Annotated in this window: 7 protein-coding genes; 6 read left to right on the plus strand and 1 reads right to left on the minus strand. The window is 47.8% G+C overall.

Annotated features, from left to right (window positions below):
* Positions 1-38: 38 nt before the first annotated feature.
* Complete coding sequence (gene mnmL, locus CCZ37_RS10385) at positions 39-974, minus strand: tRNA modification radical SAM protein MnmL/YtqA (protein ID WP_094500471.1); 936 nt, start codon at positions 972-974, stop codon at positions 39-41.
* A 538-nt stretch (positions 975-1,512) separates the two neighbouring features.
* Here mnmL and gltB (CCZ37_RS10390) point away from each other — a divergent pair.
* From gltB (CCZ37_RS10390) to mtnN, 6 genes are all read left to right on the plus strand, one after another.
* Positions 1,513-6,060 (plus strand): glutamate synthase large subunit, encoded by a 4,548-nt coding sequence (gene gltB, locus CCZ37_RS10390; RefSeq protein WP_094500472.1) that lies wholly within the window; start codon positions 1,513-1,515, stop codon positions 6,058-6,060.
* A complete protein-coding gene (locus CCZ37_RS10395; RefSeq protein ID WP_094500473.1) occupies positions 6,061-7,530 on the plus strand; it encodes a glutamate synthase subunit beta in 1,470 nt (489 codons plus the stop codon). It abuts the gene before it with no gap.
* Positions 7,531-7,941: 411 nt separating this feature from the next.
* Positions 7,942-12,405: a glutamate synthase large subunit gene (gene gltB / locus CCZ37_RS10400; RefSeq protein ID WP_094500474.1), complete on the plus strand. Its 4,464-nt coding sequence runs from the start codon at positions 7,942-7,944 to the stop codon at positions 12,403-12,405.
* A gap of 18 nt (positions 12,406-12,423) precedes the next feature.
* Positions 12,424-13,836, plus strand: coding sequence for an FAD-dependent oxidoreductase (locus tag CCZ37_RS10405; protein WP_064625861.1), 1,413 nt, complete (start codon positions 12,424-12,426; stop codon positions 13,834-13,836).
* 138 nt (positions 13,837-13,974) lie between these two features.
* Complete coding sequence (locus CCZ37_RS10410; protein WP_167372405.1) at positions 13,975-14,400, plus strand: DUF1499 domain-containing protein; 426 nt, start codon at positions 13,975-13,977, stop codon at positions 14,398-14,400.
* A gap of 96 nt (positions 14,401-14,496) precedes the next feature.
* On the plus strand, positions 14,497-15,192 hold the full coding sequence (mtnN, locus tag CCZ37_RS10415) for a 5'-methylthioadenosine/S-adenosylhomocysteine nucleosidase (protein WP_094500476.1): 696 nt from the start codon (positions 14,497-14,499) through the stop codon (positions 15,190-15,192).
* Positions 15,193-15,205: the final 13 nt, after the last annotated feature.

Raw genomic sequence — 15,205 nt, forward strand, 5'->3', positions numbered from 1 at the left:
CAAGTTAATCACAAGGATTTGTGAAATTGCTTGAATCTTTAGCGGTTTGGAAGCGTATAGACAAACGGTCGACTTAAGCGTGAGCCTTGCGCGCCACCTTGATTAAGTGCTCGACCTATTTCGGTCATCGCAAGCCAACGATTTTCACACCACAGTGGCGCAAGCAGGGTCGGCCGCCGGGCGGCTGACGAGACTCGGTGATAAATGATCTCGGGCGGCGTCATTTGAATCAATTCACTCGCAATGGCAACATACTCTTCTAACGTTGGCGCTTGTAATTTTCCTGCTCGCCACGCTTTGGCCATCGTACTGCCTTCAACAATATGCAACCCATGTAACTTGATACCATCAGTGCCTACCGTTAAGACTTGCTTTAAGGTTTGAAGATTATCGGTACGCGTTTCTTTAGGTAGCCCTACAATGAGGTGTGTGCATACTTTGATCCCCAAGGCTCGAGCGCGCTCAGTGATCAACGCATAACATTCAAAATCATGACCACGGTTGATCCGTTTGAGCGTTTGATTATTGGCGGTTTGCAAACCCAGTTCGAGCCAAATTTCAAAACCTTGTCGCACATAATCGGCCAATAAATCAAGCACAGCACCGGGTACACAATCAGGCCGAGTGCCAACACATAACCCAACAATGTCAGCCGATTGAAGCGCTTGCTGATACATATTTTTCAACACCTGCACTTCTGCATAGGTACTGGTATAAGCTTGAAAATACGCGAGATATTTTTTGGCACGTTTGATTTCACCAGCGCGTTCTGTCAATTGCTGCTCAATACTTTGGGCTTGTGTTTCTTCATCAGCAAAAGAAGCGACATTACAGAAGGTGCAACCACCTCGCCCAATCGTGCCATCTCGATTCGGACAGCTAAAACCACCATGCAGGGTCAGCTTGTGAACTTTTTCGCCATAACGACGCTGCAGATCTTGGCCGATCGTGTTAACCAGTTGATGTAATTGCATTGAATAAATACCGCTTATAGATAGTAATGAATCTCAGTTAGATCTATGTAACTAAATTACATCCCTGCAAAATAAATTCACAAAGAGTAGCCGTATCAAACACTCTCCAACCTAACAAAAATCAATAAACATTCATAAAAACAGCGTTATTTGCTTAATGTTGCACCAATGTTAAACGGTGCATGCATTTTTAACGAAAAAAATGGGCGACTAAAATGAGTTTTCGTTGGAATTCCTATAAACAAAATTGTAGGATACTTACACATCCGCCCTATTTTTTGTGATATTCCTTACATAAATAGTTGTGGAAAAATCGGTGATATTCGCCCCCCTCCTATACAAACCACTAGCAAGTGGCATAAATAAATTGAATATCACTAAGGAATGTTTTTCTCGCCATATTTTTCCGGCGAGAGACGGAAAGGATTCGAACCCGCCAACACAGGCAGGTTTAGGTTGATAACAATTAAAGGACAAGTCGCATCGCTAAGTATGCCTTAGCACACGTGCGTCTAAATTGAACTGGAAGGATGTATCTATGGTAGATAGAGAGCAGGATTCACGAGGTCTATATACTCCTGAATTGGAGCATGACGCTTGTGGTATCGGTTTTGTTGCCCACCTGAAAAACCGTAAGTCTCACCAAGTTGTGACTCAAGCTTTAGACATGCTTGCTCGCATGGAACACCGTGGTGGCCAAGGTTGTGACCCATGTTCTGGTGATGGCGCAGGTATCTTATTACAAAAACCTCATGAGTTTTTACTTGAAGAGACCGTTAAACTTGGCTTAAAACTGCCTTCGTTTGAAAAGTACGGCGTCGGCGTGGTGCTGTTTCCAAGAGATGAGCACAAACGCGCCCAGTGTCGTGATATTTTAGAACGCAACGCCAAGAGACTCGATTTAGAAGTACTGGGTTATCGCGTTTTGCCAACCGATAACTCAATGATTGGCGCAGACCCACTTAGCACTGAACCTCAATTTGAGCACGTTTTCATCTCCGGTGGCCCAAGTACCACCCCCGCAGAATTAGAGCGTAAATTGTACGTTCTGCGTAATTACACCGTTCGCGTCTGCTTAGAAAGTGTATCTAACATTGGTGATGATTTTTACATCAACTCCATGTCTTACAAAACCTTGGTGTATAAAGGTCAGCTCACTACAGAGCAAGTACCACAGTACTTCCTTGATCTACAAAATCCGACCATGGTGACCGCGCTCGCACTGGTGCATTCTCGTTTTTCGACCAATACATTCCCTAAATGGCGCTTAGCTCAGCCTTTCCGTTACATTGCGCACAACGGCGAAATCAACACAGTTCGCGGCAATTTAAACTGGATGAAAGCGCGCGAAGCGATCCTCGAATCAGATTTGTTTACACAAGCTGAAATCGACATGCTACTGCCAATTTGCCAAGAAGGCAGTTCAGATTCCGCCAACTTCGATATGGCATTAGAGTTACTGGTTCTGTCTGGCCGCAGCCTGCCACACGCCCTGATGATGATGATCCCGGAAGCGTGGCAAGAAAATAAAAATATGGATCCAACCCGCCGCGCATTTTACCAATACCATGCTAACGTCATGGAACCGTGGGATGGCCCAGCATCAGTCTGTTTTACTGATGGTGTACAAGTTGGCGCAACACTGGACCGTAACGGCCTGCGCCCATCACGTTATACCGTGACTAAAGATGATTTTCTGATCATGGCTTCTGAATCTGGCGTGGTTGAAATTGCACCAGAGAACGTGGAATACCGTGGCCGTTTACAGCCCGGACGTATCTTTGTCGCTGATTTAGAGCAAGGACGCATCATTTCTGATGAAGAAGTGAAAGACAGCATTGCGAATGCGCAGCCCTACGCCAAATGGGTTGAAGAGAACCTCCTCAGCTTGAACAAACTGCCTGAAGCGAGCAACCAGTACAGCCAACCAGCTCCTGAGCGTCTAATGTCACGCCAACAGTCGTTTGGCGTCAGCTCAGAAGAGGTGAATGAAATCATTCTTCCTTTGGCAAAAACCGGTTATGAACCGCTTTCGGCCATGGGGGCAGACTGGCCTCTGGCAGTGCTTTCGCATCAATCACAGCATCTCTCCAACTACTTTAAGCAACTGTTTGCTCAAGTCACCAACCCACCGATCGACCCGATCCGTGAAAGAATGGTGATGTCGCTCAATACTTACCTCGGTAAAGATCAGAACTTACTGACAGAGACGCCCCTGCACTGCTTAAAAGTCGAATTGGAATCTCCGGTTCTTTCCAACTCTGAGCTTGAGAAACTGCGCGCTATTGATAACGAACATCTGCAAGCGAAAACCTTAGATATCGTATTTCAAGCCAGTGAAGATCAAGGCAAATTGGAACGTGCGCTGAAACGCATTTGCCAATATGCAGAAGATGCGGTTATCGATGGTTACTCGATTATTTTATTGACCGACCGCGCGGTAAACTCAAACCATGCGGCGATCCCTGCAATGCTCGCTGTCGGTGCAGTTCATCACCACCTGATCCGTAAAGGCTTACGAGCGAAATGTGACATAGTGGTAGAAACCGGCGACGCGCGTGAAACACACCACTTTGCGACATTGATTGGCTATGGCGCAAATGCGGTTAACCCGTATTTAGTCATTGAAACCATTATCGATTTACAACGAGTCAAAAAACTCGACCCGACCATTGCAGCGAAAGATCTGTTTGACAATTACCGCAAAGGCATCAACGGCGGGCTGCTGAAGATCTTCTCCAAAATGGGCATTTCCACCCTGCAGTCTTACCACGGTGCGCAAATTTTTGAAGCGTTGGGCATCAGCAAATCAGTGGTAGATAAGTACTTCACTGGCACTGTATCGCGCATCCAAGGTTTGACCATTGATGACATCGCAAAAGAGGTGTTAGTTCGCCATCGCGTGGGTTACCCGACTCGCGAAGTTCCAGTGCAAGTGTTGGATGTGGGCGGCGTTTATCAGTGGAAACAGCGTGGCGAAAAACACCTGTTTAATCCTGAAACGATTTCGTTGCTGCAACAATCAACACGCAACAAAGATTATGTGCAGTTCAAGCAATACGCGAAAGCGGTAGATGACCAAGGCGACAACGCTGCCACGCTGCGTAGCCAGCTTGATTTTGTTAAAAATCCAGCCGGTTCGATTCCTATTGAGGAAGTGGAACCGATTGAACGTATTTTAAAACGCTTCGCAACCGGTGCCATGTCATTTGGTTCAATCTCCTACGAAGCGCACTCAACGTTAGCCGTGGCGATGAACCGTATTGGCGCGAAATCCAACTCGGGTGAAGGCGGTGAAGATCCAGCACGCTTTGAACGCAAAGAAAATGGCGATTGGGAACGCTCTGCAATTAAACAGGTCGCTTCTGGTCGTTTTGGCGTGACCTCTTACTACCTCACCAATGCCGATGAGCTACAGATCAAAATGGCTCAAGGCGCGAAACCTGGTGAAGGTGGGCAACTGCCGGGTGATAAAGTCGATGATTGGATCGGCGCGACACGCCACTCGACTCCGGGAGTCGGTCTGATTTCACCACCACCGCATCACGATATTTATTCGATCGAAGATTTAGCGCAACTGATCTTTGATTTGAAAAACGCGAACCGTACCGGCCGCGTCAACGTGAAATTAGTTTCCGAAGCCGGGGTTGGTACTATCGCCTCCGGTGTGGCTAAGGCCAAAGCGGATGTGGTGTTAATTGCTGGCTATGATGGCGGCACGGGTGCATCACCGATGTCTTCGATTCGTCACACAGGCTTACCTTGGGAGCTCGGCCTTGCTGAAACGCACCAAACCTTGCTTAAAAATGGCCTGCGTAATCGCATTGTGGTGCAAAGTGACGGTCAGATGAAAACACCACGTGACCTTGCAATGGCGACATTGTTAGGCGCGGAAGAGTGGGGAATTGCCACCGCTGCGCTAGTGGTTGAAGGGTGTATCATGATGCGTAAGTGTCATAAAAACACCTGCCCAGTAGGGATTGCGACACAAAACAAAACCTTGCGTGAGCGCTTTGATGGCCGCGTAGACGATGTGGTCACCTTCTTCCAATACATGGCGCAAGGCTTACGTGAAATCATGGCTGAACTGGGTTTCCGTACTATCGATGAAATGGTTGGCCAATCGCATAAACTGAAAGTGCGTGACAACATCAACCACTGGAAATACAAAAACCTCGATTTGTCACCAGTGTTGTACATTCAAGAGCCTCGTGCAGAAGATGGTGTTTATTGCCAAACCAAGCAAAATCATCATCTAGAAAACGTGCTAGATCGTCAGCTAATTCAAGTAGCCACCCCCGCGCTTGAGAAAGGCGAAGCGGTTAAAGCAGTCTTCCCTATCGTCAACACTGACCGTAGCACGGGTACTATGCTGTCGAACGAAATATCGAAAGTATACAAAGACCAAGGTCTACCTCAGCCAATGAAAGTTAAATTCAACGGCTCCGCAGGCCAATCATTCGGTGCATTCCTTGCCAAAGGTGTAACGTTTGAAGTGGAAGGTGATGCCAACGATTATTGGGGCAAAGGTTTATCTGGCGGTACGTTAGTGCTCTACCCTGACACGCGCTCAACCATCATTGCGCAAGATAACATCGTGGTGGGTAACGTCTGTTTCTATGGCGCAACTTCTGGTGAATCCTACATTCGCGGCCTTGCTGGAGAACGTTTCTGCGTGCGTAACTCAGGAGCTAAAGTAGTCGTAGAAGGTATCGGCGATCACGGCTGTGAATACATGACAGGTGGCGTCGCAGTGATCCTCGGTTCGACAGGACGTAACTTTGCAGCTGGTATGAGCGGCGGTGTAGCCTACGTGTGGAATCGACATGGAGACTTCGAAACTAAGCTTAACGCTGAATTGGTTGATCTCGACCCACTGCAACAAGAAGATACCGATCTGCTACGTGAGATGCTCAACAAGCATGTTCAGTTCACAGGAAGTGAAGTGGCTCAGTTATTCCTTGATAATTTTGAAGCAAACCTTACCCAAATGGTAAAAGTGATGCCGCGTGACTACAAAGCGGTTCTTCAAAAACGCAAGGCTGCAGCTGCGCAAGTACAAACGGAAGAAGTGGAGGCCGTATAAATGGGTAAGCCTACTGGATTTTTAGAACATGGCCGCGAGCTGCCAAAAAAGCTCGATCCAACGGTTCGTATTCAAAACAACCAAGAGTTTGTCCTCAACGAAGAGTTTGGTAGCAAAATTAATACTCAAGCGTCTCGTTGCATGGACTGCGGAGTACCGTTTTGCCATAACGGTTGCCCTATCGGTAACATTATTCCTGAATTTAACGATGCCGTTTATCGTGATAGTTGGGAAGAAGCTTGGAAGATCTTAAGCTCAACCAATAACTTCCCAGAGTTTACAGGTCGCGTGTGCCCTGCACCTTGCGAAAGTTCGTGCGTACTCGGGATCAACCAAGATCCCATCACCATCTGTAATATCGAAAAAACCATCGTGGAAACGGCTTATCGCGAAGGCTATGCCAAAGCGAAAAAGCCGCGTTCTCGTACTGGAAAAACCATCGCTATCATTGGCTCTGGCCCGGCAGGTTTGGCCGCAGCTGAGCAGTTGAACAGCGCAGGTCACTCAGTTACTGTGTTTGAACGTGATGAAAAAGTCGGCGGCCTGCTGCGTTTTGGCATTCCGGATTTCAAACTGGGTATGGACGTTATTGATCGCAAAATCAATTTGATGGCAGAAGCGGGCGTCAAGTTTGAAGTAAACGCACATATCGGTGTTGATATCAACGCACAGCAACTGCGTCAAGAGTTTGATGTTATCTTGCTCACTGGTGGCTCTACCGTGCCTCGTAACCTGCCGATTCCGGGGCGCGAGTTAAAAGGGGTTCATTTTGCGATGGAGTTTCTGGCACAAAATAACCGCCGCGCGAATAACATGGATCTTAAAACTGATGAGATCCACGCTAAGGGCAAACATGTGGTGGTGATTGGCGGTGGGGATACTGGTTCTGACTGTGTCGGAACCTCAAACCGACACGGCGCCGCGAGCATCACGCAAGTTGAAATCATGCCGATCCCAGCCAATAAACGCCCAGCCAATATGCCTTGGCCGCAATATCCAATGATTTTGCGCACCTCAACCTCCCACGAAGAGGGCTGCGAACGTCATTGGAATATTCTAACCAAAGAGTTCCTCGGCAACGAGCAAGGTCAAGTCACGGGGCTACGTGTTGCTGATATCGTTTGGCAAGAGGCAAAACCGGGTGAGCGCCCGAATTTTGATGAAGTCGCGGGCAGTGAACGTATTATTGCATGTGATATGGCTTTCCTTGCTATGGGCTTTTTACATCCAGAGCCACATGGGGTACTTGCTCAGCTTGATATTAAATTAGATGAGCGTGGCAATGTGGCGACACAAGGTTTTGCGACCAGCCAAAAAGGTGTTTTCGCTGCCGGTGATATGCGCACAGGACAATCGTTAGTCGTACGTTGTATCAATGAAGGGCGCGAGTGCGCACGCGAGATCGACGCTTATTTGATGGGCAATACCAACTTAGAAGCGAAAGCCGATTCATTGATGCTTTCAGCCTAATGCCTCGCGCTCTTTTCGCTGATTCAAAGTGATCTAGAGCGCTGAGCAGCGATGATTCCTTCCAACGTTCTACTTTTTGGCCAGCATTTGATGCTGGCCTTTTTTATGGCTGATTCTTATTTGATGAGATTTCAATGTTACAAAACTGTGACATTAGAAAAACTATCCTATTGAATGCATTCAATTTATTCAGAAGATTAGGTGGTAAATCCCATTGCAACATGATTTTTCACCAACAACTTGACCTTTTGCACCATAAGCTATAGGTTGTGAAGTCAGTGAAAATTAAAATAATCATTTTTGTTAAAATTTAAATTGAGAATGAACGCATAATTACCCACTTAAAACAACAAAAATAGAATAGTTAGTCATTTACTGTCTGGATGACAGAGAAGCAAAGGGAGAATTGCAATGGCTCTATATGATCCAAGTTTAGAGAAAGACAACTGTGGATTTGGTTTGATCGCCCACATGGAAGGCCAAACCAGCCATAAATTAGTCAGAACCGCGATTTCAGCATTAGATCGCATGACCCACCGTGGCGGCATCGCAGCCGATGGTAAAACCGGTGATGGCTGTGGTTTATTACTACAAAAACCAGATAGTTACCTACGACTCATCGCTGAAGAAAAAGGCTGGAAGCTCGCCAAACAGTATGCGATTGGTATGATTTTCTTCAGCCAAGATCCGGTCAAAGCGCAATCAGCGCGCGATATTATCAACAAAGAACTGGCGCAAGAAACACTCACAGTGACAGGTTGGCGAACCGTACCAACGAACCAAGCTGTGCTTGGCCCTATTGCTGCCGAATCCGTGCCTGATATTCAACAAGTCTTTATTAGTGCTCCCGCAGGTTGGCGTGAACGAGATATTGAACGACGCCTTTACATTGCTCGTCGTCGCATTGAAAAACAGATCACCGAAGATCGTGATTTCTATATTTGCTCACTATCAACTCAAGTCATTGTTTACAAAGGCTTGTGCATGCCTGCTGACTTACCGCGCTTTTATCTTGACCTAGCTGATCTACGGATGGAATCAGCCATTTGCTTGTTCCACCAGCGCTTTTCAACCAATACTCAGCCACGTTGGCCACTGGCACAGCCGTTCCGCTACTTAGCGCACAATGGTGAAATCAATACTATCGAAGGGAACCGCCAATGGGCGCGAGCACGGGCTTATAAATTTGCCTCTCCCCTACTACCGGATCTGCAAACCGCCGCGCCATTTGTCAATGAAACCGGTTCAGATTCATCAAGCTTAGACAACATGCTCGATCTGTTTTTAGCGGGGGGAATGGATATTTTCCGTGCCATGCGTATGTTAGTGCCGCCGGCGTGGCAAAATCACCCTGATATGGACCCAGACCTTCGTGCCTTTTACGACTTTAACTCAAAACACATGGAGCCATGGGATGGCCCGGCTGGCATTGTGTTATCGGATGGCCGTTATGCTGCCTGTAACCTTGATCGCAATGGCCTTCGCCCTGCGCGTTATGTGATCACCAAAGATAAACTCATCACCCTCGCCTCTGAAGTCGGAATTTGGGATTACGCACCCGATGAAGTGGCTGAAAAAGGCCGCGTTGGGCCCGGAGAACTGCTGGTGATCGACACCCGTCATGGGAAATTGTGGCAATCTAGTGAAATTGATAACGATCTCAAAAGCCGCCACCCTTATGGCGAGTGGATGAAAAATAACGTCCACCGATTAACGCCATTTTCTGAACTCAGTGACGACTTGGTGGGCGAGCGCAGCTTTGACAATGACGAGCTGAAAACCTATCAAAAACAGTTTGCAATGAGCAACGAAGAGATTGATCAAGTACTGCGCGTACTGGGAGATGTAGGCCAAGAAGCGGTGGGATCAATGGGTGATGATACGCCGATGGCGGTGCTCTCTTCGAAAGAGCGCTTGGTTACCGATTATTTCCGCCAAAAATTTGCCCAAGTTACGAACCCGCCTATCGATCCACTACGTGAAAAGCACGTGATGTCACTGGCCACCAGCATCGGCCAAGAGATGAACGTGTTCTGTGAAACCGATGGTCACGCTTATCGTGTTACCTTTGATTCACCTATCTTGCTCTATTCCGACATGCAACAGCTATTGGAGCTCAGCGACAAACACTATCGCAATACCATTTTAGACATCAATTACGATCCACAGCATAAGGATCTCAAGCAAGCTTTGCTCGAACTTTGCCAACAAGCAGAGGAGGCCGTACGCCAAGGATCGGTATTGATCGTACTATCTGACCGCGCTTTGCATAAGGATAAACTGCCGATCCCAGCGGCAATGGCCGTGGGCGCAGTACACACTCGCTTAGTCGAAGCCAATTTACGCTGCGATGCAAACATCATTATCGAAACCGCCACCGCACGTGACCCTCATCAATTTGCGGTCTTAATCGGCTTTGGCGCAACCGCCGTCTACCCTTACTTGGCCTACGAAACGCTCGGCAAAATGATTGATGATGGCACGTTGGAAAAAAGCTATCGCGAGGTGATGCAAAACTACCGTTACGGTATCGACAAAGGTTTATTGAAAATCATGTCGAAAATGGGCATTTCAACCGTCGCCTCTTATCGCTGCTCGCAGCTGTTTGAAGCGGTTGGCCTACATAGCGACGTAGTTCAGTTGTGTTTTAAAGGCGTCACCACGCGTATTCAAGGTGCTAACTTCGAAGACTTCCAACAAGATCTATTTAATTTAGCGCGCAAAGCGTGGACCAAACGTAAAACGCTCGAACAAGGTGGCTTATTAAAATACGTGCATGGTGGTGAATACCATGCCTATAACCCAGATGTGGTTGGTACCTTACAAGCCGCAGTTAAATCAGGTGAAAGCGCCGATTACCAAAGCTTTGCCCAGCAGGTCAACGCACGCCCCGTCGCGATGCTACGCGATTTACTGCGCTTAAAAAAATCAGCGACACCGCTAGCACTGGAAAAAATCGAACCCAGTACGGAGCTATTTAAACGTTTTGATTCCGCGGCGATGTCGATTGGCGCCTTAAGCCCAGAAGCTCATGAAGCGTTAGCGACCGCAATGAACCGCTTAGGCGGCTATTCCAACTCTGGTGAAGGCGGAGAAGATCCACGCCGCTTTGGCACTGAACGTAACTCCCGTATTAAGCAGGTCGCATCAGGGCGTTTTGGCGTGACTCCGCATTACCTCACCAATGCTGACGTACTGCAAATTAAAGTGGCGCAAGGAGCAAAACCGGGTGAAGGTGGCCAACTTCCCGGCCATAAAGTGACCGCAGAAATTGCCAAGTTGCGCTACTCAGTGCAAGGCGTGACCTTAATTTCACCACCACCACACCATGATATTTATTCAATTGAAGATTTAGCTCAGCTGATTTTCGATCTCAAACAAGTTAACCCAAAAGCGCTGATATCGGTCAAATTGGTTTCAGAGCCGGGCGTTGGCACCATTGCCACTGGCGTTGCCAAAGCCTACGCCGACCTTATCACTATTTCCGGTTATGACGGCGGTACAGCGGCTAGCCCACTCACCTCGGTAAAATACGCGGGTAGCCCTTGGGAACTCGGCCTTGCTGAAACCCAACAAGCGTTAGTCGCAAACGGCCTACGCCACAAAATTCGACTTCAAGTTGACGGTGGTCTAAAAACAGGACTGGACGTGGTTAAAGGCGCGATTTTAGGTGCTGAAAGCTTCGGTTTTGGCACTGCCCCTATGGTCGCGATGGGCTGTAAATTTTTACGGATTTGCCACCTTAATAACTGTGCGACGGGCGTAGCAACGCAAGATGAAACGCTGCGTAAAGAGTATTTCAAAGGCTTACCTGAGATGGTGATGAACTATTTCATCGGTCTTGCCGACGAAGTCCGTGGTTACTTGGCGCAGTTGGGCGTTGAAAAGCTCACCGATCTGATTGGTCGCACCGATTTACTGGAAGTACTTGAAGGGATGACCGCCAAGCAAAGCAAATTGGACTTATCCGGTTTATTGGAAGCGCCAGTATCGGCTCAGGGTCATCCGCTTTACTGGACTCAACCCAATACACCGTTTGATAAAGGACAACTTAACCAACAATTTGTCGATGATGCTTTAGCGGCAGTTGAAGCACAACAATCGATCAGCTTGTATTACAACGTACAAAATACTGATCGCTCGCTCGGTGCTCGCCTATCTGGTGAAATCGCCAAACGTTATGGTAACCAAGGCGTAGCCGCCTCGCCGATTAAAATTTATCTCGATGGCACAGCAGGTCAGTCATTTGGTGTATGGAACGCGGGTGGTGTTGAGCTTTACCTTACTGGTGATGCCAATGACTATGTTGGTAAAGGGATGGCAGGCGGAAAGCTGGTCATCAAACCCCACCTTGGTACCGCTTTTAACTGCAACGACGCTACGATCATCGGCAACACCTGTTTATATGGTGCAACGGGCGGCAAGCTGTTTGCGGCTGGCAAAGCGGGAGAGCGTTTTGGTGTGCGTAACTCTGGCACTATCACAGTTATCGAAGGCGCTGGTGATAACGCTTGCGAATACATGACAGGCGGAATCGTCGCCATTTTGGGCGCAACAGGCGTTAACTTTGGCGCGGGTATGACGGGCGGCTTTGCTTACGTGATGGATGAAAACGGTGATTTCCAAGGTCGAGTCAACAGTGAATCAGTAGAGGCTATTTCATTGCAAGATCTCTACATTCACCAAGAACATTTACGTGGTTTAATTGCCGAGCATTTGGAAGAGACGGGGTCGGTGCATGCTGAACAGATCTTAGCGAACTTTGATGAATGGATTCCAAAGTTCTATCTCATCAAACCCCAAGCGGCGGATCTGCAAACCCTACTCGGCCATCAAAGCCGCAGTGCCGCCGAACTTCGCGTTCAAGCGCAATAATTGGAAGGAGCCAGATTAATGAGCCAGAACGTATACCAATTTATTGATGTGAATCGAGTTGATCCGGCGAAAAAGCCGCTCACTATTCGCAAAATCGAGTTCGTCGAAATCTACGAACCCTTTACTAAACAGCAAGCGACTGCTCAAGCGGATCGCTGCTTAGATTGCGGCAACCCTTACTGCGAATGGAAATGCCCAGTGCACAACTACATTCCGCAATGGCTAAAACTGGCCAACGAAGGGCGCATTATTGAAGCCGCTGAACTATCGCACCAAACCAACAGCTTGCCCGAAGTGTGTGGGCGAGTCTGCCCACAAGATCGCCTCTGTGAAGGTTCTTGTACCCTAAACAATGACTTTGGTGCGGTCACCATAGGTAACATCGAAAAATACATTAACGACAAAGCGTTTGAGATGGGCTGGAAACCAGACATGTCGCACGTGGAGTGGACAGATAAGAAAGTAGCGATCATTGGTGCAGGCCCAGCCGGCCTAGCCGCAGCCGATATTTTAGTGCGCAACGGGGTGAAGCCTGTGGTGTTTGATCGCTATCCTGAAATTGGTGGCTTGCTAACCTTTGGTATTCCCTCTTTCAAACTTGAAAAAGGCGTAATGGAAAACCGCCGCCGCATTTTCAGTGAGATGGGCGTCGAATTTCAGCTCAACATCGAAGTAGGTAAAGACATCACACTGCAAACGCTGCTTAATGAATATGATGCGGTTTTTCTCGGTGTCGGAACTTACCAAAACATGCGTGCAGGGCTAGAAAATGAAGAGGCAAACGGTGTTTACGATGCCCTACCCTTCTTAGTATCAAATACTTATAAAGTGATGGGTTTGGAATCACCCCAACCATTTATTGATATGGCGGGCAAAAAAGTCGTGGTACTTGGAGGCGGAGACACTGCGATGGATTGCGTGCGTACTTCCATTCGCCAACATGCCGCCAAAGTGATTTGTGCCTACCGACGCGATGAAGAGAACATGCCGGGTTCACGCCGAGAAGTGAAAAATGCCAAAGAAGAAGGCGTAGAATTTATCTTCAACCTGCAACCGCTCGCCATTGAGGTCAATGAACAAGGCCAAGTGAGTGGCGTTAAAGTGGTGCAAACTGCCTTGGGGGAGCCTGACGCGGCTGGGCGTCGCAAGCCCGAGCCCGTTGCGGGCAGCGAACATGTGTTGGCAGCCGATGCCGTCATTATGGCGTTTGGTTTTCAGCCACATGCCATGCCATGGCTTGAGCCATTCGGTGTTGAACTTGATCAATGGGGACGCATTAAGGCCGCGTCGCAGCAATCGTTCCAGTACCAAACCAGTAATGAAAAAATTTTTGCTGGTGGGGATGCCGTACGCGGCTCCGATCTGGTCGTCACGGCCATTGACGAAGGGCGCAAAGCCGCAGAAGGAATACTTGACTACTTAGGTCTTTAAGCCTTAACTGCTTAATATCCTTGAAGGATTCATGGTAACGTGAATCCTTTTTTCTTAGGCCATTTTCCTTAAGCCATCGACTGCAGCTCGCTTGTATTTTGGCGATTGGTAATGAGGATTGATTTGATAAGGACTATCATGCGCGTAGTACTAAGTTTACTGATGTTTGCCACGTTAACCGCTTGCAGCCAAGGAGTAACAACCATGACCGATCGCACTGCGACCCCTTGCGGAAATAAACCGAATTGCGTTTCGACTCAAGATGAGCGTAACGCGTTCTCGCTCTCTCCCTTTATCCTCAAAACAGGCGTCTCTTTAGATAAAATCGAAGCGGTAGCGCTTTCTATTCCCCGCTCTAAAACGGCGGTGAAAGAGGGCAATTATCTCCGCATTGAATGCACCAGTCGTATTTGGCGATTTGTGGATGATCTTGAACTTAAGATAGAGAATAGGCGTTTAATGGTACGATCTGAATCGCGCATTGGTTATTCAGATATGGGCGTCAATCGTAAGCGAGCAGAAACACTGCGAGAAAACCTCACCAAAGCAGGCTTGATTGAATAGTTGCTCGATATCGCACTGGCGGAAAGTTTCGTGCTAAACTTCGGCCAATTTAGCTATTAACCGAATATTTACTACTAACCGAATAAGAGAAACCTCATGAAAATCGGCATTATTGGCGCGATGGAGCAAGAAGTCGCGATATTAAAAAACGCAATCGACAATGTTCAACAAGTCAGCAAAGCGGGCTGCACCTATTTTTCAGGTCAAATCCATGGGGTGGATGTGGTGCTGCTACAATCTGGCATTGGTAAAGTCGCTGCAGCCATTGGCACCACTCTTTTACTTGATGAATACCAACCAGATGTAGTGATTAACACCGGTTCTGCAGGTGGTTTTGATTCAAGCTTAACCATGGGTGATGTAGTCATTTCAAGCGAAGTTCGTCACCATGATGCCGATGTAACAGCATTTGGCTATGAAATGGGGCAAATGGCAGGTCAACCAGCCGCTTTCAAAGCAGATGAGGCATTGATCCGCGTTGCAGAACAAGCACTCACACACATCAAAGATAAGCACGCGGTACGCGGCCTGATTTGTACCGGGGATGCTTTCGTTTGTAGCGCTGAGCGTCAAAGCTTTATTCGCCAACACTTCCCAACCGTGATTGCGGTTGAGATGGAAGCTTCAGCAATTGCACAAACTTGCCACCAATTCAAAGTGCCTTTTGTGGTCGTTCGCGCCATTTCAGATGTAGCCGATAAAGCGTCGCCGATGTCCTTTGATGAATTTTTACCGCTTGCCGCACAAAGCTCATCAGAAATGGTGATTAAGATGGTCGAACTGCTTAAGTAAGCAGTGACAGACT

The organism is Vibrio qinghaiensis (genome assembly GCF_002257545.1).
Taxonomy (GTDB): domain Bacteria; phylum Pseudomonadota; class Gammaproteobacteria; order Enterobacterales; family Vibrionaceae; genus Vibrio; species Vibrio ordalii.